General features: G+C 36.8%; 25 protein-coding genes and 1 tRNA gene. 15 read left to right on the top strand and 11 right to left on the bottom strand.

The features are described from left to right. Positions 1 to 538: 538 nt before the first annotated feature. The gene (locus JEM65_RS19330) at positions 539 to 2,062 is read left to right on the top strand and encodes a DUF6973 domain-containing protein (protein WP_199603112.1); all 1,524 of its coding nucleotides are present in this window, start codon (positions 539 to 541) and stop codon (positions 2,060 to 2,062) included. A gap of 3 nt (positions 2,063 to 2,065) precedes the next feature. Beyond that, the gene (locus JEM65_RS19325) at positions 2,066 to 2,410 is read left to right on the top strand and encodes a hypothetical protein (protein WP_199603110.1); all 345 of its coding nucleotides are present in this window, start codon (positions 2,066 to 2,068) and stop codon (positions 2,408 to 2,410) included. Between the two features lie 116 nt (positions 2,411 to 2,526). On the opposite strand, the gene JEM65_RS19320 is transcribed toward JEM65_RS19325, so the two are convergent. Continuing rightward, the gene (locus tag JEM65_RS19320) at positions 2,527 to 4,068 is read right to left on the bottom strand and encodes an Rne/Rng family ribonuclease (protein ID WP_199603108.1); all 1,542 of its coding nucleotides are present in this window, start codon (positions 4,066 to 4,068) and stop codon (positions 2,527 to 2,529) included. A 331-nt stretch (positions 4,069 to 4,399) separates the two neighbouring features. Beyond that, positions 4,400 to 4,687, bottom strand: a complete 288-nt coding sequence (locus JEM65_RS19315) for an HU family DNA-binding protein (protein ID WP_066431871.1) — start codon at positions 4,685 to 4,687, stop codon at positions 4,400 to 4,402. A 134-nt stretch (positions 4,688 to 4,821) separates the two neighbouring features. On the opposite strand from JEM65_RS19315, the gene mutY reads away from it, so the two are divergent. The 11 genes from mutY to JEM65_RS19260 all read left to right on the top strand — a co-directional run bounded on the left by mutY (position 4,822) and on the right by JEM65_RS19260 (position 17,405). Continuing rightward, on the top strand, positions 4,822 to 5,859 hold the full coding sequence (gene mutY, locus JEM65_RS19310) for an A/G-specific adenine glycosylase (RefSeq protein WP_199603106.1): 1,038 nt from the start codon (positions 4,822 to 4,824) through the stop codon (positions 5,857 to 5,859). Between the two features lie 175 nt (positions 5,860 to 6,034). Further along, positions 6,035 to 6,469 (top strand): single-stranded DNA-binding protein, encoded by a 435-nt coding sequence (locus JEM65_RS19305; RefSeq protein ID WP_199603104.1) that lies wholly within the window; start codon positions 6,035 to 6,037, stop codon positions 6,467 to 6,469. 24 nt (positions 6,470 to 6,493) lie between these two features. Then, the gene (locus JEM65_RS19300) at positions 6,494 to 7,804 is read left to right on the top strand and encodes a gliding motility-associated protein GldE (RefSeq protein ID WP_199603103.1); all 1,311 of its coding nucleotides are present in this window, start codon (positions 6,494 to 6,496) and stop codon (positions 7,802 to 7,804) included. Beyond that, positions 7,801 to 8,382: a gliding motility lipoprotein GldD gene (gene gldD, locus JEM65_RS19295; RefSeq protein ID WP_199603102.1), complete on the top strand. Its 582-nt coding sequence runs from the start codon at positions 7,801 to 7,803 to the stop codon at positions 8,380 to 8,382. The genes JEM65_RS19300 and gldD overlap by 4 nt, the downstream gene beginning before the upstream one ends. A gap of 150 nt (positions 8,383 to 8,532) precedes the next feature. Then, the gene (gene pyrH, locus JEM65_RS19290) at positions 8,533 to 9,240 is read left to right on the top strand and encodes a UMP kinase (RefSeq protein ID WP_199603101.1); all 708 of its coding nucleotides are present in this window, start codon (positions 8,533 to 8,535) and stop codon (positions 9,238 to 9,240) included. Between the two features lie 59 nt (positions 9,241 to 9,299). After that, positions 9,300 to 9,857, top strand: coding sequence for a ribosome recycling factor (gene frr, locus JEM65_RS19285; RefSeq protein WP_199603116.1), 558 nt, complete (start codon positions 9,300 to 9,302; stop codon positions 9,855 to 9,857). 62 nt (positions 9,858 to 9,919) lie between these two features. After that, positions 9,920 to 11,203 carry a hypothetical protein gene (locus tag JEM65_RS19280; RefSeq protein ID WP_199603100.1) on the top strand — a complete coding sequence of 428 codons (1,284 nt, stop codon included), beginning with the start codon at positions 9,920 to 9,922 and terminating at the stop codon, positions 11,201 to 11,203. A gap of 50 nt (positions 11,204 to 11,253) precedes the next feature. Then, positions 11,254 to 13,653: an efflux RND transporter permease subunit gene (locus JEM65_RS19275; RefSeq protein ID WP_199603099.1), complete on the top strand. Its 2,400-nt coding sequence runs from the start codon at positions 11,254 to 11,256 to the stop codon at positions 13,651 to 13,653. Between the two features lie 114 nt (positions 13,654 to 13,767). Beyond that, positions 13,768 to 15,201 (top strand): asparagine--tRNA ligase, encoded by a 1,434-nt coding sequence (gene asnS, locus JEM65_RS19270; RefSeq protein ID WP_199603098.1) that lies wholly within the window; start codon positions 13,768 to 13,770, stop codon positions 15,199 to 15,201. A 138-nt stretch (positions 15,202 to 15,339) separates the two neighbouring features. Beyond that, positions 15,340 to 16,800 carry an RNA polymerase factor sigma-54 gene (gene rpoN / locus JEM65_RS19265; protein ID WP_199603097.1) on the top strand — a complete coding sequence of 487 codons (1,461 nt, stop codon included), beginning with the start codon at positions 15,340 to 15,342 and terminating at the stop codon, positions 16,798 to 16,800. Beyond that, complete coding sequence (locus tag JEM65_RS19260) at positions 16,797 to 17,405, top strand: hypothetical protein (protein ID WP_199603095.1); 609 nt, start codon at positions 16,797 to 16,799, stop codon at positions 17,403 to 17,405. The genes rpoN and JEM65_RS19260 overlap by 4 nt, the downstream gene beginning before the upstream one ends. 72 nt (positions 17,406 to 17,477) lie before the next feature. Here the strand turns inward: JEM65_RS19260 and JEM65_RS19255 are convergent, their stop codons facing one another. From JEM65_RS19255 to JEM65_RS19220, 8 genes are all read right to left on the bottom strand, one after another. Further along, positions 17,478 to 18,176, bottom strand: a complete 699-nt coding sequence (locus tag JEM65_RS19255) for a porin family protein (protein WP_199603094.1) — start codon at positions 18,174 to 18,176, stop codon at positions 17,478 to 17,480. 227 nt (positions 18,177 to 18,403) lie between these two features. Beyond that, positions 18,404 to 18,889, bottom strand: coding sequence for an ExbD/TolR family protein (locus tag JEM65_RS19250; RefSeq protein WP_199603093.1), 486 nt, complete (start codon positions 18,887 to 18,889; stop codon positions 18,404 to 18,406). A gap of 20 nt (positions 18,890 to 18,909) precedes the next feature. Beyond that, a complete protein-coding gene (locus JEM65_RS19245; RefSeq protein WP_199603092.1) occupies positions 18,910 to 19,509 on the bottom strand; it encodes an ExbD/TolR family protein in 600 nt (199 codons plus the stop codon). Between the two features lie 2 nt (positions 19,510 to 19,511). Then, positions 19,512 to 19,964 carry a hypothetical protein gene (locus JEM65_RS19240; protein WP_199603091.1) on the bottom strand — a complete coding sequence of 151 codons (453 nt, stop codon included), beginning with the start codon at positions 19,962 to 19,964 and terminating at the stop codon, positions 19,512 to 19,514. A gap of 21 nt (positions 19,965 to 19,985) precedes the next feature. After that, positions 19,986 to 20,765: a MotA/TolQ/ExbB proton channel family protein gene (locus JEM65_RS19235; protein ID WP_199603090.1), complete on the bottom strand. Its 780-nt coding sequence runs from the start codon at positions 20,763 to 20,765 to the stop codon at positions 19,986 to 19,988. Positions 20,766 to 20,957: 192 nt separating this feature from the next. Further along, positions 20,958 to 21,045: transfer RNA gene (locus JEM65_RS19230), tRNA-Ser, on the bottom strand. A 72-nt stretch (positions 21,046 to 21,117) separates the two neighbouring features. Then, the gene (locus tag JEM65_RS19225) at positions 21,118 to 22,149 is read right to left on the bottom strand and encodes an asparaginase (RefSeq protein ID WP_199603088.1); all 1,032 of its coding nucleotides are present in this window, start codon (positions 22,147 to 22,149) and stop codon (positions 21,118 to 21,120) included. A gap of 3 nt (positions 22,150 to 22,152) precedes the next feature. Then, positions 22,153 to 22,920: a TatD family hydrolase gene (locus JEM65_RS19220; protein ID WP_199603086.1), complete on the bottom strand. Its 768-nt coding sequence runs from the start codon at positions 22,918 to 22,920 to the stop codon at positions 22,153 to 22,155. A gap of 248 nt (positions 22,921 to 23,168) precedes the next feature. Here JEM65_RS19220 and JEM65_RS19215 point away from each other — a divergent pair, with 248 nt between their 5' ends. Next, entirely contained in the window at positions 23,169 to 23,633 is a 465-nt protein-coding gene (locus tag JEM65_RS19215) for a retropepsin-like aspartic protease (protein ID WP_199603085.1), read from the top strand. 64 nt (positions 23,634 to 23,697) lie between these two features. Continuing rightward, on the top strand, positions 23,698 to 24,333 hold the full coding sequence (locus tag JEM65_RS19210; protein ID WP_199603084.1) for a response regulator transcription factor: 636 nt from the start codon (positions 23,698 to 23,700) through the stop codon (positions 24,331 to 24,333). Positions 24,334 to 25,117: 784 nt separating this feature from the next. On the opposite strand, the gene odhB is transcribed toward JEM65_RS19210, so the two are convergent. Next, positions 25,118 to 26,407, bottom strand: a complete 1,290-nt coding sequence (gene odhB / locus JEM65_RS19205) for a 2-oxoglutarate dehydrogenase complex dihydrolipoyllysine-residue succinyltransferase (protein WP_199603083.1) — start codon at positions 26,405 to 26,407, stop codon at positions 25,118 to 25,120. Between the last annotated feature and the right edge of the window lie 43 nt (positions 26,408 to 26,450).

Below are 26,450 nucleotides of genomic sequence, written 5' to 3'. Positions count from 1 at the left end.
ATGGTATGCGTAGCGCACATAAAAAAACCCCTTGCATCCAAAAAACAAGGGGTTCGTGATTTAATTGATTTTGTCTCCATATTTATCGTAAAAATGGTATTCAAGATATGTGTAAGCATCTCTGGGCAGTACTTTTACCCATTTTTTATGTTCTAAAAACCATTTTTACTACACTGACTGTAAGAAATCGGTTAAAACAGAATTGTTTTTAATTGTTTTTCAAAATATAAGCAATCCAGCAATCGCAACGATTACTGGAGAATTTGTTGAAAATTTTTAGCTTAACAAGATATATTGTCAACCCGCGCAAAATGGAAATAGTACGGTTTTACCTTACTATGGTTACGGAAAAACCGTAATTAATAGTAAATTTTAGTTTGTAGATTGTATTTGAATAAATAAATCTCGAAGCGGAGCCGTCAGGGTATTCAACTGAAGAAAGTATTAAAATTCAATGAAAACCAATCGTATTCAAATTTTCCTCTGATAGCTTCAATGCAGAGCATCGGCGAATTCAATTTATTAAAAACCTTAAATTATGAAACAAAATTCCAAAAACCTAATTAAACTTAGCGTACTGCTATTTATTATGACATTTTTCGTCATTAGTTGCCAAAAAGAAAACGATTTAATTACTGATGTTGAAAATCAAGAAAAAAATTTTACTGTTACCCATAAAAGCTTTAGTTTCATAAAGGATAACACACCACTACTCAACAAACTGAATCTTCTATCCAAATCTAAAAGAGAAAAAGATGGATACGCTTCCAGAAGCAACATTATAAGAACAGATAATTTCACAATATTTACAGATAGAGTAACCCACATAGCGGCAACAGATGGCACAAAGGAGTCCTATTCATTTTACGTTGAAAGACCGTATGAACTGGAAGATAACATCATAGAAAACTTAGTTCTATCAAAAAAAACGATACATACTGAGTACAGTGCGTACATAATCACTTATCTCTTTCCCGGTGGATTGACCAATGAGAAAAAAAGTTTTGAGATCATTGGTTTCCAAGAGATTGATGTTGAAAGTGTTTCAGAATTGTATGCCAACAGATGTGAGGAAAGTTACGAGGTAAATATTCTTGAAATAAAACACAATTGTTATTCGGGTGAGCATTCAGGAGCAGGTCAAGCAGGGAGCTGTAACTATCAATCCGCGGGCGGAAACGCGCCTTATTCTTCTTGGATCGTACAAATGACGCTGTTTACTACGTGTGACGGTGAATCAGGCGGCGGCGGCACTACGGGAGGACAACCCGACACCGGAAGCCCAAATGGAAACAATCCACCATCGGGCTACCCTGATGGTGTAGATACCGGCATTACCTTGCCACCTAACTGCCAAACAAATGATTGTGGAGAAGATATTATTGCAAATGACATCAATGACCTGTTGGACAACACACTTTCGTATGAGCAGCTGCTTTGGCTGTACGAGAACGATGCTGAAGCCAATCTTATTAAAACGTTTTTGGGGAACAATCCAACTACAGAAATGAAAGCGATTTCGGTTATTGGTATTGATGCTCTCCAAAATGACGGTGAGATAGATTTAACTAATAGATTAATCTACAATCCATTGGTTGCACAAGATTATAAAACACGAATGTCAGAAGCTGAGATCACAATTTTTGAAGCACTTCCCACTGTTACTCAAGGTTTATATTTAAAGGCAGCCACACAAGCCTATATTTACTCCGAATCCAAATTTCCTAATCCTGTAAGGAACAGAAAAGGAGATGCGTTTAAGCACACATTTTGGAATGCCCTGAGCACTGTTTATATTGGCGAGACTCTCACTAAAAAGTTAACTACTGCTCATGAAGCTATAGATTATGATCCAAATTATTCAAATCATTATAAAGAAACTCAGATGGATTTATACAACAATACCCAAGGTAGACAAATTGCAAACGGTGCTGGAAGACTGTACCAATTGGTGCAACAAGCATTAGACGATGGAGAGTTGCGCTACTTAAATCATTTAGAATTTACAACAGGCTTTTGGAAAGCCACAGATGCTTCACAATTAACACCTACAAACAAATAGACAATGAGAAAACTTAAATCTTTAATATGGACTCTTCTCATACTCTTATCATCATGCGGTCAAGATAATAAGATCTTAATAATCGATGACTTTACCGATTCTAAAATCATTGTCTTAAAACCATACAAAAACTATCCATATGCTATGATGAATATTTGGGTAAAGGGATATACCAATGATACAATTTTAATAAAACTTGATTCTAAAGATAGTAAACCTATTTTAAAATTATCGGGAGATATAGATGAAAGATGGTATACAGACTATTATGGCGAGGGCAAAAGAATTATAATATTTGAACCTTACAAAGCATCTGATGGAAAAATAGAACTCAAAACGAAACTATAATATAGGTGGAATAAATTATTCTAAGTCAAATTAATGGTTTATATAATAAGCTTCGAGTTTAAATTTATAGAAAAAATAAAAACCCCTTACTTCCAAAGAAATAAGGGGTTTGTGATTTAATTGATTTTGTCTCCATTTTTATCGTAAAAATGGTATTCAAGATATGTGTAAGCATCTCTGGGCAATACTTTTACCCATTTTTTATGTTCTAAAAACCATTTTGACCTGATGGACGGGAATCCTTTGGTCAAAAAGGCTGCTATAAAAGGATGTGTGTTTAAGGTCACCTTTTTGTAGTCTTTTTTGAAAATCCGTTCCATGTCTTGAGTGATGCGTTGTACCACCTTAATTGGCGCTTCAATCTCCTCCCCACTAACATTCGGGTTTTCTTCTTTTGTTTCAATATTCCTTTCTGGGCGCACGCGTTGTCTGGTAATTTGGATCAGACCGAATTTGCTAGGAGGTAATATCTTATGCTTTGCTTTATCATCTTTCATTTCGTCACGAAGATGATTGTACAGTTTCTTTCGATTCTCTGCATTGCCCATATCAATAAAATCGACTACTATAATACCTCCCATATCGCGTAAACGCAATTGTCTGGCAATTTCAGTAGCTGAAATCATATTGACTTCTAAAGCAGTATCCTCTTGATTTTTTTCTTTATTGGATCTATTGCCACTGTTCACATCAATAACATGGAGTGCTTCGGTGTGTTCTATTACAATATACGCACCTTTAGCCATAGAGACTGTACGTCCGAAAGAGGTTTTTATTTGCCTCTCAATACCATGTTTTTCAAAAATGGGCACGCCATTTTGGTAATGTTTTACAATAGATTCCTTTTTTGGTGCAATTTGATGCACGTAATCTTTGATTTGCATATATAACTCTTCATCATCTACAACAATACTTGAGAACGAATCGTTGAAGATGTCCCTCAAAATTGAAGATGCTTTGTTCATCTCTCCAAGTACTTTACTCGGGTGAGGGGCCTTGTTGAGTTTCTTGCACATTGCTGTCCAACGGCTCAATAGGTTCTGCAAATCAGTATCTAGCTCAGCCACTTTTTTACCTTCAGCAACCGTACGGACAATAACGCCAAACCCTTTAGGCGTAATGCTTTTGACCAATCGTTTTAAACGATCTTTCTCTTCTTTTGATTCTATTTTTTGAGAAATAGAAATCCGATCAGAAAACGGTACCAAAACAATATACCTTCCGGCAATTGACAACTCGCTACTAATGCGAGGCCCTTTGGTTGAAATAGGTTCTTTTACAATTTGAACTAAGAGCGATTGATTGGATTTTAAGGCGTCAACAATGCTACCATCTTTATCAATATCTTTTTCAAATTGAAAGTTTTTGAGTAGAAAATCTGTGTGTTTCCCTGTGCTTACACGTTTTACGAATTTTAAAAGCGAAGGTAATTTTGGACCTAAATCATGATAATGCAAAAATGCATCTTTCTCATAGCCTACATTAACAAATGCAGCATTTAGTCCAGGAACAGCTTTACGGATTTTGGCAATAAACACATCACCAACCGCAAAGTTGTTATCCTCTTCATCTTTATGTAATTCAATAAGTTTTCCATCTTTTAATAAGGCAAAATCAACAAAGTCTGAACTTGAACGAATAATTAATTCCTTATCCATGTTGTTAATTTAAATCCGTCCTAAAATACATCAGAACAGATGGATTATACTAAATTTTTTTGACACAGGATTCCCGATAAACAATCGGGATAATTCCGGTAAATATAAGCCAGCCACAACCAGCGGTCTCACTTAAATTTTATATCAAAGAACGTTACTGTAAAAACCGAAAAAGTAGTTAAAAACTACTTTTTCAATTTATTTTTTCTTGTGACGGTTAGCGCGTCTACGTTTTTTACGCTTATGCGTCGCTACCTTATGTCTTTTTCTTTTTTTACCACTTGGCATAAATCAAGTCTTTTTTAAATTAATGTTTCCTTTTATATGTTTACTATACTTCAACATTAGATTTAACGCCTTCTACAAAAACTTTTGCAGGCTTAAATGCTGGAATGTTGTGTGCTGGTATTTTAATTGTCGTGTTTTTAGAAATATTTCTACCGGTTTTCTCAGCTCTTGTTTTAACAATAAAGCTTCCAAAACCTCTTAAATACACATTGTCTCCACTCTCTAAAGATGTTTTAACTTCCTCCATAAAGGTTTCAACGGTCGCTTGAACATCTCCTTTTTCAATTCCTAATTTCTCAGAAATTTTCGCTACTATATCAGCTTTTGTCATTGTTATTAATTTTAGGGTTTATCTATTAATTATAAGGGTTGCAAATATAGGGATTTTAATTTCAATATTTCAAGCCTAATTAATTAAAATTTAAGCTTGTAAAGGATTATTTTTGTAGAGATTAAAAAAAATAAATGGATTTTAACAAGACTTTAACTATTTGGTATTCAGAACATAAGCGCGACCTCCCCTGGCGCAAAACCAAAAACCCCTATCACATCTGGTTATCGGAAATAATTTTACAACAAACCCAAATCGCTCAAGGACTCCCATATTACGATGCTTTCGTTAGCAAATATCCCACCGTTTTTGATCTTGCCAATGCTCAAGAAGGCGAGGTTTTAAAACTTTGGCAAGGTTTGGGCTATTACTCTAGAGCCCGAAATTTACACACCACAGCCAAACATATTGCCAATGATCTTAATGGCATCTTTCCAAACACCTATAAAGACCTCTTAAAACTAAAAGGTGTGGGCGACTATACCGCCAGTGCCATAGCGTCCATTTGCTACGGAGAACCCACTGCAGTTGTTGATGGTAATGTTTATAGAGTATTGTCGCGCTACTTTGGGATTGACACCCCTATAAATTCCACAATTGGGATAAAAGAGTTTAAAGCACTTGCCGCATCTTTAATGGATCATGAACACCCATCAGATTATAATCAGGCCATTATGGAGTTTGGCGCCGTGCAATGCAAGCCTAAAAACCCCTATTGCCACACCTGCCCTTTAAATGAAAGTTGCGTAGCACTTCAAAAAAACCGGATTGATCAGCTGCCTGTAAAACTTAACAAAACAAAAGTCAGCACAAAGTATTTTAATTTTCTGGTCCTATTATCTACCGATAAAAAAACGATTTTTCAAAAGAGGGCAAGCAAAGGCATTTGGCAAAATTTGTATCAATTCCCATTATTAGAAACCGATCAGAAACTAAAAATAGCGGATTTTAAAAAGCATCCTTTTATAAGTGCTTATTTTGAAGACGCTGCTTTCGATTTTAGTCTCTATAATAATAAAGACATCGTACACAAACTTTCCCATCAGCATCTGCATACCAAATTTTGGATTGTTGAAATAGATCAGCTTCCTCAGAAGGGTATTCCCATCACCGAAATCAAAAACCACCCCACACCAATATTGATCAGTAATTTTATTGATGAGTTTTTTTAAGCCTTAAGTTTGCAATGGGCTATGACACGGGCGTTAACCGAGGCGTGGATATAAAAACGATCATCAACACCCCATAACAAATTCAAACGCAATAAATAATAACTCACATTTTTTTATTACTTTTAATAAAGTCCGTGCAAATGGTTAATTTTGCACTTAAATTCTAATAACTGTTATGTCAGGAACTTTAAATAAAGTCATGTTAATTGGTCACTTAGGTGATGATGTGAAAATGCACTATTTTGATGATAAAAACTGTGTAGGACGCTTCCCGTTGGCCACTAACGAGACCTATACAAGTAAACAAACCAATGAGCGCATTAGCAATACGGAATGGCATAATATAGTGGTTCGCAATAAAGCGGCTGAAATATGTGAAAAATATTTAAGCAAAGGCGACAAAGTGTATATTGAAGGGCGGATCAAAACAAGAAAATGGAATGATGACAAGGGTATCGAGCGGTATTCTACAGAAATCCAATGTACAGACTTTACATTTTTAAGCACTAAAAATGACAGTCAAGAACATGCGTCAAACCAGACACCTCAAGCATCAGACCCAAATAAAAATGGTGCTGAACCTGAACAGAATGATGATTTACCATTTTAAAAAATCTAAATAACTTCTTTTCTATTGGACCCTGAACCCATACAATTCCTTATCCTTCTTCAGTCTTCTGACAACATCTCCTTAATTATTGGTGTTGTCTTATTATTTATATTGCTTGCTTGCTCTGCCCTTATTTCTGGGGCTGAAGTAGCCTTTTTCTCTTTATCCCGTTCTGATATTGATGACGGATTGGCGCAAAACCCAACGACATTTCAGACCATATCAAGGCTTTTAGAACGCCCTAAAAAGCTATTGGCCACCATCTTAGTTGCCAATAACTTTATTAATATTGCCATCGTCATCCTGTTTGCTTATCTTGGAGAGTTTCTGTTTCATCAAATTAGCATTATGTGGCTAAAATTCCTGCTGGAAGTAGTTGTAGTTACCTTTCTTATTTTGCTCTTCGGCGAAATTATTCCAAAAATATACGCCAACAGAAACCGAATTAAGTTCGCCATGTTTATGGCGCAGCCGGTAAGAGTTTTAGATGTGATTTTTTCGCCCATCAGTTTACCCATGCGCTCCATCACTATTGGCATTCACAACAGATTGGGAAAACAGAAATCAAACCTTAGTGTAGATCAGTTATCACAAGCCTTAGAGCTTACTGGCGAGCATGAAACCACTATGGAAGAACATCGCATTCTGCAAGGTATTGTGTCCTTTGGAAATACAGATACGAAACAAGTAATGCGACCGCGTATTGATATTTTTGCATTGCATACAGAACAGAAATATTCTGAAATCATTCCAGAAATCATCAAAAATGGCTATTCCAGAATTCCAGTTTATAAAGACTCCATTGATTCTGTTGTGGGTATTTTATATGTAAAAGATCTGCTGCCTTATATCGATAGAAAACAATTTGATTGGACCGCATTGTTACGTGATCCGTTCTTCGTCCCTGAGAATAAAAAACTCGATGATTTAATGGCGGAGTTTCAAGAGAAAAAAGTGCATTTAGCCGTTGTTGTTGACGAGTATGGAGGCACTTCAGGCCTGGTGTCTTTAGAAGATGTTATTGAAGAAATTGTTGGAGATATAAGCGACGAGTTTGATGATGACGATTTGATCTACACCAAAATTGACGATAATAATTACTCTTTTGATGGCAAAACTCCACTGAAGGACTTTTACAAAATTGTGAATCTGGACTCTGACACCGATTTTGAAAACCATAAAGGTGAAGCCGAAACCATTGCTGGTTTTGTACTCGAAATTTCTGGACTTTTCCCGAGGCACAATAGTAAAATAAATTTCAAGAATTACGTGTTTACTATTGAAGCTTTAGATAAAAAGCGGATTAAACAAGTAAAATTCACCATTTTAAAATGATAAAAGCCAAATTTTTTGTTCTCACCTTAACGCTTGCGCTCTGCTTTTCATGTGGAGGGGATCCTGTTCCTAAACCAAAAGGCTTTTTGCGGTTAGATTATCCGCAAGCAAAGTACGAAGAAATTTCGCTCAACCTACCGTTTACCTTTGAGAAAAACAAACTTGCCACAGATATTAAAAATATTAAAGTGGACGCCAAGAATGAGACGTATGGCATAGATATTAACTACCCGTCTTTAAAAGGCACCATTTATTTGACCTATATAAAAGTAACTGAAGATAACCTGATCCCGCTAATTAGAGATTCTCAAAACCTGACCCAGGAACACACCCTAAAAGCTGATGCCATTGAAGGCAATCTCTATACCAACACTGATCATAAGGTGTACGGCATGTTTTATGAAATTGGTGGCAATGCCGCATCACAATCCCAATTTTATGTTACGGATAGCGTCAATCACTTTCTTAATGGGTCACTTTATTTTTATGCCAAACCAAATTTTGATTCTATATTACCGGCGGCAGAATACTTAAAGAAAGATATCAAGCACATCATGGAAACCTTAAGATGGAATTAAACAAGTTCTACTTTTGTAAATTACAATAATCGCTATATTTGCTAAACTTTTCAAAACAACACATGAAATGAGCATGCTAAAAATTTTAATATCCAACAGAATGATGAATGGCGAGCAGCATGTGTCCATTGAAAAACAATATGTAAACACATGAAATACAAAAGAATTCTCCTCAAATTATCTGGCGAAGCATTAATGGGAGATCGTCAGTACGGAATTGATCCGCAACGATTGGCAGAATATGCTGCTGACATTGCGACCATCACCAAATTAGGGGTAGAAGTAGCCATTGTTATTGGTGGAGGAAATATTTTTAGAGGTGTTGCAGGAGCAAGCAACGGAATGGACCGCGTACAAGGCGACCACATGGGCATGCTCGCCACAGTAATCAACGGGCTGGCCCTGCAAAGCGCCTTAGAAGATGCTGGTATCCCAACACGTTTACAATCTGCTGTGCATATCAACCAAGTTGCAGAACCTTTTATTAGAAGGAAAGCCATGCGTCATTTAGAAAAAGGCCGTGTGGTCATTTTTGGTGGTGGCACGGGGAATCCTTATTTCACCACAGATTCAGCTGCCGTTTTACGCGCTATTGAAATAGAAGCGGATGTTATTTTAAAAGGCACTCGTGTAGATGGCATTTACAATACTGATCCTGAAAAAGACACCACAGCTGTAAAGTTTGACCACATCACTTTTGACGATGTCTTACGCAAAGGACTAAAGGTTATGGATACCACCGCTTTCACCCTGAGTCAAGAAAATGAATTGCCAATTATTGTTTTTGATATGAACAAGAAAGGAAACCTCTTAAAAGTGGTTTTAGGCGAAAAAATTGGAACTAAAGTTAATTTATAACCCTAAAACGAAGCCATTTGGCTCATTTTTTGATGTTTTAGAATTTAAAATTTTTAATGATGAACGAAGACATTAAATTTATATTAGATAGTACACAAGAAGCAATGGATAATGCCATTAAGCACCTTGAAAAACAATTTACAAATATTAGAGCTGGTAAAGCCAGTCCAGCAATGTTGGGCAACGTAATGGTTAATTATTACGGTGCTCAAACGCCACTATCTCAAGTGGCCAACGTCAATACTCCTGATGGTAGAACAATTTCAGTTCAACCATGGGAAAAAAAGATGCTCCAAGAAATTGAGAAAGGGATCCAAATTGCAAATTTAGGTTTTAACCCAATGAATAATGGTGATCTTATTATTATCAACGTACCACCACTGACAGAAGAACGTCGTCGCGACTTAGCAAAACAAGCTAAATCTGAAGCTGAAGACGCTAAAATTGGTGTCCGTAGCGCTAGAAAAGATGCGAATACAGAAATCAAGAAATTGGAGGACGTGTCTGAAGACCTTCAAAAAGATGCTGAGCAAAGCGTACAACAATTAACAGATAAATACGTTAAAAAGATTGACGATTTCTTAGAGGTAAAAGAAAAGGAAATCATGACCGTCTAAATACAAAGCGACTCGCAAGTCGCTTTTTTTTAGTTCTAAATTAATAATCAGCCATCCTCACTATGCAAAAATACTGTGCTTATCTCTTTTTTATTGTTTGTATATGGTCAGCACAAGCGCAAGTCCCTTCTAAAGTTGGAGATACACTCACCGTAGTACAACAAGACTCTCTCAAAAAGAGTAAATTCTTCAAACAGATTGGAAATGGCTTTTTCCCTACCAAATATATTGATATTGACCTGAGATACTTGTTTAAATACAATCAATATGAAGGTGTAAGAACTGGTTTGGGAGGACGAACCAATGACAACCTTTCAGACAAATACCGCATGAATGGGTATGTGGTGTATGGTTTTAAGGATCATAATTTCAAATACAGTATTGGTGGCGGATTCAGAGTTTCCAAAACGTCACAAACATGGGTCAACCTTTCCTATACAGACGATTTACAAGAAACTGGAAGCTCCACTTTTTTGACTGATAAACGATTTTTTTCGTTCTTTGAGCCGCGCCTATTGAATATTGATCTTTTTCATCACCACATTACCAAAGCAATTTCTCTAGAACACAGAATTACACCGTATTTACTTTCTGAAACCCAGCTTTCAAGAAGCAATGTGACCACAACCTATAACTATACGTTTTTTGTGGATAACACAGCTTACACGGAATTTAGGATGAGTAGCGCACAACTTTCCTTACAGTGGAACCCTTTCAACACCTTCGAAACCATTGGCGATGTAGAAATGGAAAAAGAAGGATTTCCAAATTTCACCTTGCAAATGACCAAAAATTTTAAAGATGTATTGGGGAGCGATTTTAATTTCTTTAAAGCCGATTTTAGGACTATTTACAAATTAAATCACGATGAGATTGGCGACACTTTTACCGAAGCCACGCTGACTAGTGGCATTGCGACCGGCAAAACCCCGCTGACCCATTTGTACCATGCTTACCCCAACAATATTGGTAAAGAAACCATCCTGCAACGGTTTTCAGTAGCGGGTATCAATAGTTTTGAGACCATGTATTTTAATGAGTTCTTTTCGGATAGGTTTGCAACATTGCAACTGAAACACTATTTTAAGCCTTTTAATATTGCCAAACGGTTACAACCACAAATGGTATTGATTTCTCGTTTCGCCATAGGGGATATGCATGATATTGATAGGCATCAGGAAGTGAGTTTTGGCACGCTCAACAAGGGCTACTCTGAAGCTGGCTTTGAAATAAACAAAATTCTTTTCGGTTTTGGATTGAGTTTTGCCTACCGTTACGGAGGCTATCATTTACCAGAGTTTGCTGATAACGTGGCGGCCAAGTTCACTTTTAATATTACCTTATAAACGAACGGCAAATCTTTTGTTTTTTTAACTTTGCTCCAGTAAAAATTGCTATGTCTAAACTGTTTACAAAAAGTTTTTGGGAAGTTGTGGCGCGACTAATATTGCGTAACAAAATTGTGATACTCGTCGTTATCGTATTGATAACCCTGTTTTTTAGCACCCAATGGAAAAACATGCGGTTCACTTTTACCGAAGCGAATCTTCTGCCAAATGATCATGAGGTCAACCAGACCTATAATAAATTTCTCGATATTTTTGGAGAAGAAGGCAATCTTGTGGTGCTTGGGGTTAAAGATTCATCACTTTTTACGGTTGAAAAACTTAATGCATGGAACAGACTTTCTGAAAGTTTTAAACAGTATGATGAAGTTGAAACCGTTCTCTCAATAAAAGACCTACAAAAACTTGTCAAGAATACGGAAAAGGAAAAGTTTGATCTGCAACCTTTCATATCAGACTCCTTGACGTCTTTGGCACAGATTGACACCTTACAGCAAGAGCTTTTTCAGCAATACCCCTTTTATGACAACTTCCTTTTTAACAAAGAAACACGTACCATAAGAACTGCTATTTACCTTAAAAAAGATATTGTCAATACGGCCGCCAGGAAAGATTTTATCATGGACGTTCTGGAAACTAATGTCAATGCATTTGAAGAGGAATACGATTTAGATGTCAGAGTTTCAGGGATGCCTTATATCAGAACCCTCAATTCGCAAAGTATAGTGGATGAAATTGGCTTGTTTATTGGCGCAGCCCTTTTGGTAACCTCCTTTATTTTCTTTTTGTTTTTCAGATCGGTTAGGGCCACGCTCATTGCGCTTCTTGTGGTGTCTGTGGGCGTTATGTGGACTTTTGGAATTATAGGGCTCTTGGGGTATGAAATTACCGTACTGACCGCTCTAATCCCACCATTGATCATTGTTATTGGCATCCCTAATTGTATTTTTCTCATCAACAAGTATCAGCACGAGGTAAAACTTCATGGCAATAAAGTCAGGTCATTGCAACGGGTCATCACCAAAATTGGTAATGCCACCTTAATGACGAATATGACCACAGCCTCTGGGTTTGCCACCTTTATATTAACAGAAAGTTCTTTGTTAAAAGAGTTTGGTATTGTGGCCTCTTTGAGTATCATTTCTATTTTTATACTCTCCATACTGATTATCCCGATCATCTACACCTTTTTGCCTTATCCTAAGGAACGTCATCTAGACCATTTTAACAGACGTTGGACCACTGGATTTGTGGATTGGATGGCGCGCATGGTAAAACAACGCCGCATCACCATTTACATTACGGCAATAAGTTTATTGACCTTAAGTATCATTGGGATTTTCCAAATTAAAATTTCAGGAAGCCTTATTGAAGACATGCCTCAGGACACAGAGTTTTTCAAAGACATCCGTTTTTTTGAAGATGAATTTAATGGCATTATGCCTTTAGAAATCATGATTGATACCAAACGTAAAAAGGGTGTCATGAAATTGAGTACGCTTAAACGCATGAATGAGCTGGAAGAACATATTAAAGACATCCCTCAACTCTCACGCCCTGTATCTGTAGTCAGCTTGGTCAAATATTCCAAACAGGCGTATTACAACGGCAATCCCAAGTATTATCAGCTACCTACAAGCCAAGAAAATAGTTTTATATTATCCTACGCCAAAAACTCCAGCACAGAAGCTGATCTATTGAAGAGTTTTGTAGACAGTACTGGACGTTATGCGCGTATCACTACCTTTATGAAAGATATTGGTACAGATAAAATGGAACGTATTGAAGAGGATCTCCAAACCCAAATTGACAAACTATTTCCAGAAAAACAGTACACCGTTATCATGACAGGAAAAGCCTTGGTATTCCAAAAGGGCACTAATTACTTGGTCAAAAATTTAGCCATTTCACTATCACTCGCCATTCTTTTGATTGCCTTATTTATGGCCTATCTGTTCAGGTCCTTTAGAATGATTGTGGTGTCTTTAATTCCAAATTTATTACCATTAATAATTACGGCGGGACTTATGGGATATTTAGGGGTCCCTATAAAACCCTCTACAATTTTGGTATTTAGCATTGCTTTTGGGATCTCTGTAGATGATACCATTCACTTTCTGGCAAAATACCGTCAGGAACTTCAGGCCAATAATTGGAAAATTAAAAAATCAGTTTATGGTGCCCTAAGGGAAACTGGGGTGAGTATGTTTTACACCTCCATTGTATTGTTCTTTGGATTTTCGGTATTTACATTGTCCAGTTTTGGAGGCACGGTGGCATTAGGCGCTTTAGTTTCAGCCACTTTATTGTTCGCGATGTTATCTAATCTACTCTTGCTGCCTTCGTTATTGTTATCCTTAGAAAAGAGCATTGCCAACAAGGAAACCTTGAAAGAGCCTTCTATAAACATTATTCCTGAGGATGATGATAAAGAAGACCAGATCCTTTAACTTCTTTATTAAAACGGCTTTTGGAATTTGAATTCTGGAATTTGTTCTTTTTAAATCTTTCAGGCTTGAAAGCCGCTTGCCTTTTTTTATCTTTGCACTCTTAAATTTATGACGATGACATCAAAAACTGTTGCAGAATTATTAAAGTCTGATTTTAAATCACAAGACATAGACATCAAAGGGTGGGTAAGAACCTTTAGGGCAAATCGTTTTATTGCCTTAAATGATGGTTCTTCACTTCAAAATATACAGTGTGTTGTAGATTTTGAACATACGGACGAGAAAATTTTAAAGCGCATCACTACGGGTGCCGCAGTACACATAAAAGGCCAATTGATCGAAAGTCAAGGCAAAGGCCAATCTGTTGAAATTAAAGTTGACCAAATCACTATCTTGGGTGATTCTGATCCTGAAACATACCCAATACAACCTAAAAAACACTCTTTTGAGTTTTTACGCGAAAATGCCCATCTACGCACCAGAACAAATACCTTCAGTGCGGTAATGCGTTTGCGTTCAACTTTGTCTTTCGCAATTCATAAATATTTTAATGATAATGGATTTTACTATATGCACACCCCAATCATTACAGGAAGTGATGCTGAAGGTGCCGGTGAGATGTTCCGAGTTACCGGATTGGATCCTAAAAACCCGCCATTAACTGCAGAAGGTAAAGTAGATTATAAAGAAGATTTTTTTGGCAAGGAAACCAACCTCACCGTTTCCGGACAGTTAGAAGCGGAGGCTTATGCCATGTCATTAGGTAAAGTATATACTTTTGGGCCCACCTTTAGAGCTGAAAACTCAAATACCTCACGCCATTTGGCGGAGTTCTGGATGATTGAACCAGAGGTTGCGTTTATGGATCTAGCAGGGAACATGGACTTAGCTGAAGATTTCATGAAATCTGTCTTGACCTATGTTTTAGAACATAATAGAGAAGATTTAGAGTTTTTGGAACAACGGTTGTTAGACGAAGAAAAAACAAAACCACAAGCTGAGCGTTCAGAAATGAGCCTGATCGAGAAATTGAAATTTGTGGTTGACAACAACTTCAAACGTGTCAGTTATACAGAAGCCATAGATATTTTAAAGAGCTCAAAACCTAATAAAAAGAAGCAATTCAATTATATTATTGAAGAATGGGGTGCTGATCTTCAAAGTGAACACGAGCGCTTTTTAGTGGAGAAACACTTTAAATGTCCAGTGATTTTATTCGATTACCCGGCCAACATTAAAGCCTTTTACATGCGTTTAAATGAAGATGGCAAAACGGTCCGGGCCATGGATATCCTATTCCCAGGCATTGGCGAAATGGTGGGAGGTTCCCAACGTGAAGAACGCCTGGAAGTTCTTAAAGAAAAGATGAAAGCCTTAGATATTGATGAAGAAGAATTGTGGTGGTATTTGGATTTACGGAAATACGGTACCGCTGTACATTCGGGCTTCGGACTTGGTTTTGAACGCTTGGTAATGTTTGTAACCGGAATGGGTAACATTCGTGATGTGATTCCTTTTCCAAGAACCCCACAAAACGCCGATTTCTAGTCGATATACAGGCCTCGCCGTTTCATTTATTAAACCCAGACAGCAAAGTCTGAAAACGTAAATTTTTCACAAAACAATCTACATTTATCACTTATATAGATTGTTTTTTCTATTTTTAGAGTTAATCCTTTTACACGTATGCTGAAGCAGTATTTACAGTTCAAATTGTCCCAAAAGTTGTCGCCGCAACAAATTCAGTTGATGAAACTGATCCAGTTGCCTACGCAAGCATTTGAACAACGTTTAAAGCAGGAAATGGAAGAAAATCCAGCCTTGGAATCTGGAAAGGAATCTGATGAACTTGATGATGGATTTGATGAGTTTGACAACACAAACGAGGAATACGAAGACAACGATCAAATTGGTGATGACATCAATGTTGATGAATATTTGAGTGATGATGATATTCCAGATTACAGAACCCAAGCCAATAATTACAGCGCCGATGATGAGGACAAGGATATTCCTTTTGCCGCAGGTACCTCGTTTACCCAATACCTGACCAATCAGTTGAACACCTTTAGATTGACTGATGACGAACGCGATATTGCTGAATTTTTGGTGGGCAGTGTGGACGAAAGTGGGTATATCAGACGTTCATTAGCTGATATTACAGATGATTTGGCTTTTACACAAAATGTATTTACAGACGAAAAGTCCATAGAAAAAGTACTCCATGTGGTCCATCAGTTGGATCCGGCGGGAGTTGGGGCACGTAACCTTCAAGAATGTTTAAGTATTCAATTGCACCGCAGGGAAAAAAATCCGGATGTGGAATTGGCTATTGAAATCATTGACAATGCCTTTGATCAATTTACCAAAAAACATTATAAAAAATTGATTCAGAAGTTTGATATCACAGAGATGCAGCTTAAAGACGCCATTGATGAGATTGAACATTTAAATCCAAAACCCGGAGGTTCCTATTCAGGCAATAATCGCATCGTGGAACATATTGTACCTGATTTTGCCATTAGAATTGTGGATGGCGAATTGGAATTGACCTTAAATGGTAGAAATGCTCCAGAATTGCACGTGTCTCGAGAATACAGCAATATGATGAAGGGCTATAAAGAAGCCAAAGACAAGTCCAGATCTCAAAAAGATGCGGTGATGTTCATCAAACAAAAACTGGATGCGGCCAAATGGTTTATAGAAGCCATTAAACAGCGTCAGCAGACCCTATTTGTAACGATGAGTTCTATTATGCACTATCAGAAGCAATACTTCCTAACGGGAGATGAGCGCAAGCTAAAGCCCATGATTTTAAAGGATATTGCAGACGAGATTGAAATGGATGTCTCTACCGTATCTCGAGTAGCCAATAGTAAATATGTAGATACGCCGTACGGCACCAAATTGATTAAGGAATTTTTCTCAGAATCCATGACCAATGATCAGGGTGAAGAGGTGTCCACACGCGAAATTAAAAAAATATTGGAGACCGTTATTGAAGACGAAAACAAACGTAAACCGCTTACTGATGAAAAATTGGCATCTATTTTATTGGAGAAAGGCTATCCTATTGCACGACGTACAGTTGCCAAATACAGAGAACAACTCGATATTCCTGTAGCGCGATTACGAAAAAAAATATGATACACTATCTTTTAAAGAGTATCTCCTATATCTTCCATCCATTGATCATGCCCCTGCTAGGGGTGATTCTGTATTTTTCAAAAACGCCTCGTTTCATTCCGTATCCCGTAATTAAAGCGAAGTTGTTTTCAATTACCATCTTGACCTTTATACTTCCTATTCTGCTCTATTTTTTATTAAAGACGATAAAGAGAGTTGAGTCCTTGCATTTAAAAACCACCAAGGAGCGCATCATACCCTTATTATTGAACACCATTATTATGGTATTGATCTTAAAAAGAGTCTTGCCTTACCATGAAATACCAGAATTATATTACTTCTATTTAGGCATCCTCTTCTCCACTCTGGCATGTTTATTTTTAGCCATTTTTAAGCTTAAAGCAAGCATCCATATGATTGCCAGCGCAGGATTCTTTATGTTTGCCATTGCTCTGAGCATTCATTTTAAAATTAATATCAATGGTACTATCGCCTTAATGTGTATTATTATTGGCGCCATAGCAACCTCAAGATTACATTTAAAGGCGCACACAAATGCAGAATTGATTATTGGTTTTTTTGTGGGCTTGTTACCGCAATTGATCTTGTTGAATTACTGGCTGTAAAAGTTCAATTGTAGCTTTCGAAATTTCCTGGAAGACTTGGCTATGAAATACATTACTTTAAAAGCAAGTCTGTTAAAGCACATAAAACATCAATCCTATCTTGATGCTATTCACATCGATTGCCTTCCCATCAAGCTGAGCAGTATCTTTGAAAATAGGGTTAAGTCCGTAATAGATATGCAAGTTCCAAGTGGAATATCCCGCACTTAAGGTCAGCCCGTATTGAAGCGCATTAAAATCATCAATATGAGTAAGTTTGACCTCCTCAATACTTCCCTTAAATTTAGAGGAATTGTAAAACACATAGCCCACCTTTATACCGGTATAAATTCGCCAAAACTTATATTCTTTAGCAGTAGAAGTACGCCATCTGTATTGCAAGGGCATTTCTAAAGTATAGGTGGTAAACTTGTTTCTCTTGATGCTAATCTCACTCTCGTCGATAATTTGATAGTTAAAATTACCACCAGAATCTTCTGATATAAGCACATTTTGATTATACGAATTGGCTGACAATCCCAACCCAATCCCTATAGCCCTATTCCGACGTTCATTGATGGGCATATCTCTAATGACACCAAAATGAATCCCGCTTGAAAAACCACTTTGTTTGAGGTCGTTGGGCATATTGCCAATAAGATTGTAGGTTAATGCAAAATAGAATTGATCTTCTCTATAGTTAGTGTCTACAAAGGTTGTATCTGTAGGTTGCTGCGCCAACAGAAGTGAGGTAAAACAAGAACAAATAACAAAAAAAACAGCACTTTTCATACTACAAATATAATCGATATTAGTGATTTTTATAGCTACCTCTGATAAAAGGAAGTACAGTTGAAGAAAATTTCTGTTCCGACAATTCTGCTGCATCTAACCCCACGCTATCACATTGTTAAGGGGCGGAAGACCAATAAGTGAAGTATCCTTCAACAGCGACTGATAAAAATTAAAAAAGCACCCTACATTAGTAGGATGCTTTTTAGACTATTTAACTATAAATTTTAATTCTTTGTATTGCCAGTTACTTCACCTTTTCTAGTGGTGTAATTGATTTTCAACGCGTTTTCTTTTCTAAGTTCCTGTTTAACATCTCCTACTAAGCCCATATTGGCACCTTCGTCAACTTTAAGAGCAACCGTCAAAAATGGGACAAGTTCTTCTCTTTTAGAGGCTCTTTCAGCAGCAATAAAAGCTTTAATCTCGGAGAGATCAGCAAACTTATCATTAAGTTGAATACGTGATTCTTTACCATATTGACCTTGGAAAGCTTCTTGTGGTTTTCCAATATAAATATACATTACCAAATCTTTTTTATCGAGTTTCTCAACCTGATCTGCAAACGGTAATTTATTTTCAATCTTCAACGTGGTATCACGCATTGTAGTTGCCACCATAAAAAAGAACAATAGCATAAATACAATGTCTGGTAAAGACGCTGTTGATATTGCCGGTAAATCGCCTGATTTCTTTTTATTAAATTTGGCCATATTGCTTTTTTTCTAAATTATTATTGAACTTCTGATAGCTTCTGAGGATATTCAATTTTAATCCTGTCGATTTTCTCTTTAAGATTATCCTTGTTCCCTATCCAATTAACATCGCTATAATTAGCTTCCATTTCTTTTAAGGTTTTCCCATAAAGCTCCATAGCTCTTCTATCTCTTAACTGATTGTAGGCTGCTACCAACTCATTTTGAACTGAGATATAAGTACCATACTTAGTCTCTCTTTCGTTCTTTAATGAAATGATGGCCTTATCAGGATTGTCAGATGATTTCGGGTCTTTTTTACCTTTACAGTACGTACAGGCGTCATCGCCAACACCACCACCGTTATCCAAAAACTCAGCAGCTGCCTTTCTCAAATCTTTAAGTTCCATTAACTCATCTTCAACCATTAACTGGTTGTTTTTGTTAATTAGAACTGTAAAGATATTTTTCTGCTTAATAATAGGCGGTTCAACTTGCTCATCATCAATTGGAGGTAATTTCCTGTTTAAACCCGTATCTGTCTCAATGGTCGTGGTGACCAAGAAAAAGATAAGAAGTAAGAATGCAATATCAGCCATGGATCCTGCATTAACTTCGGGTGCTGATCTTTTTGCCATAATTACTTAGTTATTTTTTTGATTCCTGCTAATGCCATTGCTGCCGCAGCACCAACAATTAGGATATAAAATGCTATTAAGCCTGCACCTACCATATGTGCCTCGCCTTCAGTGGCAGGAGCTCCATTATAGAGATACTTACTTGCATCATCACCGCTAGAGAATATGTAAGCTATTATTAAGACTGCTGCAAAAGCACCCACTCCTATTAATGTATTTTTTAAAGAACCTGTGTGTGTAAACAAGTTTTTCACTACAAAAAACAGAACGAAAACTAAAGTCAGTGCAAAAATAATGTAAGTTACATAAGCCATTGGATCTATGATGGCACTGTCGCCATCAAGAGCTGCAGCTTTGATTGCATCGTCACCTTTTGAGATAATCATCACTAAAAAGATGATCCCTGCAAGGCCCAGAAGCGCAGCTACTATTTTTAATATTTTGTGTAAATTCATAATTTTCTTTAATTGTGCGGTTTATCTTTTGTATCTCACGAGCATATCCATCAATGTGATAGATGCATCCTCCATGTCATTTACAATACTATCAATTTTAGCAATGATATAATTGTAAAACACTTGAAGGATAATTGCTACAATAAGACCAAATACCGTTGTTAAAAGTGCTACTTTAATACCACCCGCAACAAGTGAAGGTTGCATATCTCCAGCAGCTTCAATTTTATCAAAGGCTTGAATCATACCAATTACTGTACCCATGAACCCAAGCATTGGTGCCAATGCAATAAACAATGAAATCCAAGAGACGTTTTTCTCTAACTGACCCATTTGAACACCACCGTAAGCTATAACAGCTTTTTCAGCAGCATCTAAATCGCCATCTGCTCTATCTAAACCTTGGTAATAAATAGAAGCAACAGGTCCTTTTGTATTTCTACAAACTTCCTTAGCAGCTTCAATACCACCTGATTGTAAAGCATCTTCTACATTTTGAACTAATTTTCTAGTGTTTGTAGTTGATAAATTTAAAAAGATAATTCTTTCAATGGCAATTGCAAGTCCTAAGATTAAACAAAGCAATACAATACCCATAAAGCCTGGGCCACCTTCAATAAAACGTTTCTTTAATTCTTGATGAAACCCAAGATCTTCTTCAGCCGAGACTGGAGTCTCATCTTGTGTTACTGTTGCAACGGTTGTAGTCGCCATTGATGCTGTAGCTGCATAGTTATTTGCACTTACAGTTCCGAAAGCCATGATTCCTGCGATGGCTAGGATAGAAAATAGTCTTTTCATTGTTCTGATCTTAATTTTATTAGTTAAAGTGTTAAAGATATAAAAAAATTGCAATTAAAAAATAAAAATACGGGAGAGTATAAGAGATTTATGAGATATCAAATCTGTACTCCCACAGTAATAACGCAATCGTATTGTTATATAAAAGGTTAACTTCTGTTAGAAAGACAACATTTTTGGTTAAAATAATTGCAGAGAGGAAGGGATTCGAACCCTCGATACCCTTTTGAGGTATACACGCTTTCCAGGCGTGCGCCTTCGACCGCTCGGCCACCTCTCTAAAATTTAGAACTTAATTGCTGTGCCAAATAACGAAAAAATCTTTTAGGGCAGAAAATTTTAAGCGTTAATTTTAAGACATTTCTCCTCTTAAAGAGGTTTCAAATATGGTTTTGAACGTTTTAGCTGAAATTTTTTCTCCCAACATGTACATTAATTTGGTCACTGCAGCCTCAGTTGTGATGTCTTTTCCTGAAATAACGCCCATATTTTTCAGTTGCGAGCTCGTTTCATACTGCCCCATATTGACACTTCCTCCAGAACATTGGGTCACATTAATTACCGGAATGCCTTTTTTAATGGTGTTTTTTACAAGATTAATAAACCAATCTTCTGTAGTTGTATTTCCTGCGCCATAAGTTTCTAATATAATCCCTTTTATATAAGGTGAAGAAAACATACACTCCAAAACCGGTTGAGAAATACCTGGGAACATTTTAATCAAAGCAATATTGTTCTCAAGTTGTTTATGAACCTTAAACATTTTTCGCGTGTTGGGCTTAAAAAGATGTTCTTTTGATACTTTTAAATGTACTCCTGATTCTGCTAAATCTGGATAATTTAAAGATTCAAACGCTTCAAAATGCTCCGCGTTGATTTTCGTGGTTCTGTTGCCTCGATACAGTTTGTATTCAAAATAGAGCCCTACTTCTTTAATAACCGGCTTACCTTGGTAGTGCAAAGAGGCCATCTGTATGGACGTAATAAGGTTTTCTTTAGCATCTGTGCGCAAATCGCCAATGGGCAATTGAGATCCGGTTAAAATAACTGGCTTTGCTAAGTTTTCGAGCATAAAACTTAAGGCAGATGCGGTATAGCTCATCGTATCACTGCCATGAAGCACAACAAACCCGTCAAAGCTTGAGTAATTGTCCTCAATAACTTCAGCAATCTGAATCCAATATTGCGGATTCATGTTGGAAGAGTCAATAGGCTCTTCAAAAGAAAAGGTTGTAATCTGACAATCCAACAATTTCAATTCTGGTATTTTCTTAATCAAATTACTGAAATCGAATGCCTTTAAAGCACCAGAATCAGCATTTTTGATCATACCAATGGTACCTCCTGTATAAATTAATAAGATATCGGGCTGTTTGTTGGACATAGATTATATTTTAAATATGGCTTTAGAATTTTCAGTGGTAATTTCGGCTATCTTTTCTCGCGACTCACCATAAAGCTCCGCTAATTTTTCCAATACCTTTATAATGTAGGCACTTTCATTGCGTTTACCCCTAAAAGGTTTGGGTGCCAGATAAGGAGAATCAGTTTCCAAAACAATATGCTCTAAGGCAATCTGATTTAAAAATTTATCAATACCGCCATTTTTAAAGGTGACTACACCGCCGATGCCCAATTTCATATTAAATGAAATGGCCAGTTTTGCCTGTTCTAAATCGCCCGTAAAACAATGAAAAATGCCAAACAGGTGGTCTGATTGCTCCGATTCCAAAACTTCAAAAATCTCATCAAATGCTTTGCGGCAATGGATAACGATGGGCAATTGATACTGTTTTGCCAACCTAATTTGATGTTTGAAAGCTTCCCGTTGAATGGCTAATGTGGACTGGTCCCAATACAAATCGATGCCAATTTCTCCAATGGCGACAAAGTTTCGTTTGGAAAGCAGGTCTTCCACATGACGTAATTCCTCTTTATAGTTCTCTTTTACGGAAGTGGGATGCAAACCCGTCATCAAGTGCACATAATCCGGAAAATCAGCTTCTAGTTGCAGCATTGCTTCCGTATACGTTGAATCGATAGCAGGAATAAAAAAACGGCTGACCTTGGCTTCAATAGCGCGTTCAATCATGGCTTTGCGGTCTTGGTCAAACGCATCACTATATAAATGGGTATGGGTATCTGTAACAATCATTTTGCAAAAGTATAGGTTCTTTTACAAATAATTGCACTTACTACCTTATAGTGTTAAAAGTTGAGATGCCAGTAACCCAATTTTATTTTGGCTTTATTATTAAGATCATCGCTATAGCTTTCAATCCTTTACATAGGAGTAGTTCCATGTAAGCGGTCAGAAAATGATTTAGCACTGATTTATAGTTTCATTAGGATGTTGGCCGTAATAATTGTTTTATTTTTAAGGGTTGATAACACCATAAAAGGATGACAAAAAAAATTGATCAGAAAGCCATATCACTTAAAGACTTACTTTTAGAAAAAGGATATATAAAAGTTAAGCTTAAATTGACCAAAACCAATCATTTCGAAATAAAAGCTACCATCAATGGAGTAAAGGGCCTGTTTATATTAGATACTGGCGCTTCAAATTCGTGCGTAGGTTTTGAAGGCATTGAAACCTTTAAATTAAATGCAAAGGATTCTGATGTTAAAGCAGCTGGCGCGGGTGCTACTGATATGCTAACGCAAGTCTCAAAAAAGAACAAGCTCAAAATAGGCAAATGGAAAAAAGATAAAGTGGCGTTGGTCCTTTTCAACCTAACTCACGTTAACACCGCCCTTCTCCATCACAATTCTAAACCTGTAGATGGCATTATAGGTGCTGACATTTTAAAGAAGGCAAAGGCTGTTATAGATTATGATAAAAATGACGTCTATTTAAAATTGTAGCCGCATTCTTAATTTCTTGATCTAAAGTAGTACCTTTAAAATCCCTAACCCGCATTAATAGCCCATGCAAGCCTCTATAATTATAGCAGACGATCATCCTCTTGTTCTTAAAGGTCTCACTGATTTTTTAGTCGAAAAACACTACAATCTTACCGGAAGCGCCAGCAATGGCCAAGAAGCTTTTGAATTGATTGTCTCTCAACGTCCGGATATTGCTATTTTAGATATTCAGATGCCGTTGATGACAGGACTCGAGATTGCAAAAAAATGTAAAGATTTAAAACTGCCTACCAAAATTGTCCTGATTACTTTTGAAAAAGACGAAGCCATCTACAATCAAGCAAAATATTTGGATATTTTTGGCTATGTATTAAAAGAATTTGCGCTTGTTGAAATGGAAAACTGTATTGCAGCCGTTTTAGAGGGCCGTGCTTATTTTAGTCCTGAACTTCTCGAACATCTTGAAATTATAGAACCTCCTGAGAAGCTAGAAACACTTACACCTACAGAAAAAGAAGTCCTCAGACTCACTGCTCAAAACAAAACGGCTAAAGAAATTGGGGACATCCTTTTTATTTCGAGTAGAACCGTTGAAAAACACAAAAGCCATATCATAAAAAAACTTGAATTAGAATCGAAGGCAGGCAGTTTAGCGCTGTATGCTAAAGAAAATGAACAGTTCCTCAAAAAAAATACGTAATAGTACGTATTGTTTGGTACTGTCTTAATAGCGATCTTTACATTGTTATTAATCAATTCTTTTAACGATGACTAGAAACTCTGGGAGATTGAAAATATTCAGATTTTTTCACACTAATTCAACCATCATGAAAAACAATTGGGGTTTTATAAACTCATTTTTTGCTTTTGGTTTGATTGCAACCTCCCTCTTGGTCATTATCTTAAATATATTGGTCACTTTTTTTTAATTAGGTAGGTTTATGGACCTCAGGCGCATCCCAAATAGGTAATGCGCTATATTTTTGACCAAAAAAGAACAAATACACCAAAATATACGTAGTTCTACGTATTGTATAGTACTAAAATAATGTCGAAATTTACATTGCTATTAATTCTTAGGGGAATTATTCTATAGAGCTCTGGGTCGTCAATGATTCAGGGCTTTATTATTTAGGGTATTGTTGAAGCGAAAACATCCCGCTGTAAGTTCCGTTTGGTCCCCTATACATTTTAAAGTTACAAGTTCGTAATTCATCCAAACACGATTGTCAATTGTACCCATACATACATAAAACAGCCATCAAAGGTTCTGATCCAAAAAATCAAATTTTAAAGCCATTATAATTATGGAAAATGATTTAAAAAATGTCCATAAGTCCGTCATTATAGCAGTACTTATCAGCGCCCTATTGGTGAACTCTGCGAATGTTCAGGTTTATTTTGGTTAGTTTCCTGCTGGTATTAACATACAAAAAGGGACACTTTAGATAAAGTGCCCCTTTTTAATTTTATAAACGTGTGTGTTATAGTTCTAATGTTCTCTTAACATCATTGTCCATAAGCAGTTCTATTGGATTTTCTAGAGCTTCTTTAATAGCCACTAAGAATCCCACACTTTCTTTTCCATCAATAATTCTATGGTCATAAGAGACTGCCAAGTACATGATTGGTCTGATTTCTACATGACCATCTATTGCTACAGGGCGTTCTACAATATTGTGCATTCCTAAAATTGCACTTTGTGGTGGGTTAATGATTGGTGTAGACAACATACTACCAAATACACCACCATTAGAAATTGTAAAAGTTCCACCAGTCATTTCATCTACAGTTATTTGACCATCACGTGCTCTAATGGCTAAACGTTTTACTTCAGACTCAACACCTCTAAACGTTAAGTTTTCAGCATTTCTAATCACCGGTACCATCAACCCTTTTGGTCCTGATACGGCAATACTGATATCGCAAAAATCAAAGCTGATCATTTCCTGACCATCAATCATAGAATTAACTGCAGGATATTCTTTTAATGCTCTCACCGCTGCAAGGGTAAAGAAACTCATAAAGCCTAAACCTACACCGTGTTTACTTTTGAAGGTTTCTTTATATTCTTCACGTAATTTAAATATTGCTGTCATATCTACCTCGTTAAAAGTAGTCAACATAGCGGTTTCGTTTTTAGCCGACACCAAACGCTCTGCAACTTTACGACGCAACATAGACAATCTTGAACGTGACTCTCCACGTTTGCCACCAGTTGGCGTACCCATAGATGGCACTGCTTTTACAGCATCATCTTTAGTGATACGACCAGCCTTTCCTGAACCACTAACATCTGAAGCGGGCATGTTCTTTTCAGCCAATATTTTTTTTGCTGCAGGACTTGCAACACCAGATGCATATGTTTTCTGTGACGGATTTGCCTGTTTCTTAGAATCTTCCTTATTTGGAGTTTCCTTTTGTTCTTTAGCTAATTCCTTTTCAATATTTTTATCGCCAGAACCTTCGTCACCACTAGGCTTCGCATCTTTTGCTACATCTGATGGTTTAGAATCTGAACCACCACTTGGTTTTTCAGCAGCTGTATCAATTAAACATACTACTTCACCAACGGCAACAGCATCACCTTCTTCTGCCTTTAATGTAATAATTCCGCTGGCTTCAGCAGGAAGTTCTAAAGTAGCTTTATCACTATCTACCTCAGCAATAGCCTGATCTTTTTCTACATAATCGCCATCTGCAACTAACCAAGCTGCAATTTCTACTTCTGTAATGGACTCTCCTGGTGAAGGAACTTTCATTTCTAAAATCATAGTTCTTATTGTTTTTTGTAACCTATTGGTTTGCGTTGTTGAA

The sequence above is a fragment of the Gelidibacter salicanalis genome (genome assembly GCF_016469035.1).
In the GTDB taxonomy this organism is placed as follows: domain Bacteria; phylum Bacteroidota; class Bacteroidia; order Flavobacteriales; family Flavobacteriaceae; genus Gelidibacter; species Gelidibacter salicanalis_A.
Note: the sequence above shows the minus strand (reverse complement) of the source record. Positions and strands in the feature narration are given on the sequence as shown.

What these genes read in the sequence shown, in the direction of transcription:
- JEM65_RS19330 (WP_199603112.1), top strand. Translation starts at nt 539, where the DNA reads ATGAAACAAAATTCCAAAAACCTAATTAAACTTAGCGTACTGCTATTT.
- JEM65_RS19325 (WP_199603110.1), top strand. Translation starts at nt 2,066, where the DNA reads ATGAGAAAACTTAAATCTTTAATATGGACTCTTCTCATACTCTTATCA.
- JEM65_RS19320 (WP_199603108.1), bottom strand. Translation starts at nt 4,068, where the DNA reads ATGGATAAGGAATTAATTATTCGTTCAAGTTCAGACTTTGTTGATTTT.
- JEM65_RS19315 (WP_066431871.1), bottom strand. Translation starts at nt 4,687, where the DNA reads ATGACAAAAGCTGATATAGTAGCGAAAATTTCTGAGAAATTAGGAATT.
- mutY (WP_199603106.1), top strand. Translation starts at nt 4,822, where the DNA reads ATGGATTTTAACAAGACTTTAACTATTTGGTATTCAGAACATAAGCGC.
- JEM65_RS19305 (WP_199603104.1), top strand. Translation starts at nt 6,035, where the DNA reads ATGTCAGGAACTTTAAATAAAGTCATGTTAATTGGTCACTTAGGTGAT.
- gldD (WP_199603102.1), top strand. Translation starts at nt 7,801, where the DNA reads ATGATAAAAGCCAAATTTTTTGTTCTCACCTTAACGCTTGCGCTCTGC.
- pyrH (WP_199603101.1), top strand. Translation starts at nt 8,533, where the DNA reads ATGAAATACAAAAGAATTCTCCTCAAATTATCTGGCGAAGCATTAATG.
- frr (WP_199603116.1), top strand. Translation starts at nt 9,300, where the DNA reads ATGAACGAAGACATTAAATTTATATTAGATAGTACACAAGAAGCAATG.
- JEM65_RS19280 (WP_199603100.1), top strand. Translation starts at nt 9,920, where the DNA reads ATGCAAAAATACTGTGCTTATCTCTTTTTTATTGTTTGTATATGGTCA.
- JEM65_RS19275 (WP_199603099.1), top strand. Translation starts at nt 11,254, where the DNA reads ATGTCTAAACTGTTTACAAAAAGTTTTTGGGAAGTTGTGGCGCGACTA.
- asnS (WP_199603098.1), top strand. Translation starts at nt 13,768, where the DNA reads ATGACATCAAAAACTGTTGCAGAATTATTAAAGTCTGATTTTAAATCA.
- rpoN (WP_199603097.1), top strand. Translation starts at nt 15,340, where the DNA reads ATGCTGAAGCAGTATTTACAGTTCAAATTGTCCCAAAAGTTGTCGCCG.
- JEM65_RS19260 (WP_199603095.1), top strand. Translation starts at nt 16,797, where the DNA reads ATGATACACTATCTTTTAAAGAGTATCTCCTATATCTTCCATCCATTG.
- JEM65_RS19255 (WP_199603094.1), bottom strand. Translation starts at nt 18,176, where the DNA reads ATGAAAAGTGCTGTTTTTTTTGTTATTTGTTCTTGTTTTACCTCACTT.
- JEM65_RS19250 (WP_199603093.1), bottom strand. Translation starts at nt 18,889, where the DNA reads ATGGCCAAATTTAATAAAAAGAAATCAGGCGATTTACCGGCAATATCA.
- JEM65_RS19245 (WP_199603092.1), bottom strand. Translation starts at nt 19,509, where the DNA reads ATGGCAAAAAGATCAGCACCCGAAGTTAATGCAGGATCCATGGCTGAT.
- JEM65_RS19240 (WP_199603091.1), bottom strand. Translation starts at nt 19,964, where the DNA reads ATGAATTTACACAAAATATTAAAAATAGTAGCTGCGCTTCTGGGCCTT.
- JEM65_RS19235 (WP_199603090.1), bottom strand. Translation starts at nt 20,765, where the DNA reads ATGAAAAGACTATTTTCTATCCTAGCCATCGCAGGAATCATGGCTTTC.
- JEM65_RS19225 (WP_199603088.1), bottom strand. Translation starts at nt 22,149, where the DNA reads ATGTCCAACAAACAGCCCGATATCTTATTAATTTATACAGGAGGTACC.
- JEM65_RS19220 (WP_199603086.1), bottom strand. Translation starts at nt 22,920, where the DNA reads ATGATTGTTACAGATACCCATACCCATTTATATAGTGATGCGTTTGAC.
- JEM65_RS19215 (WP_199603085.1), top strand. Translation starts at nt 23,169, where the DNA reads ATGACAAAAAAAATTGATCAGAAAGCCATATCACTTAAAGACTTACTT.
- JEM65_RS19210 (WP_199603084.1), top strand. Translation starts at nt 23,698, where the DNA reads ATGCAAGCCTCTATAATTATAGCAGACGATCATCCTCTTGTTCTTAAA.
- odhB (WP_199603083.1), bottom strand. Translation starts at nt 26,407, where the DNA reads ATGATTTTAGAAATGAAAGTTCCTTCACCAGGAGAGTCCATTACAGAA.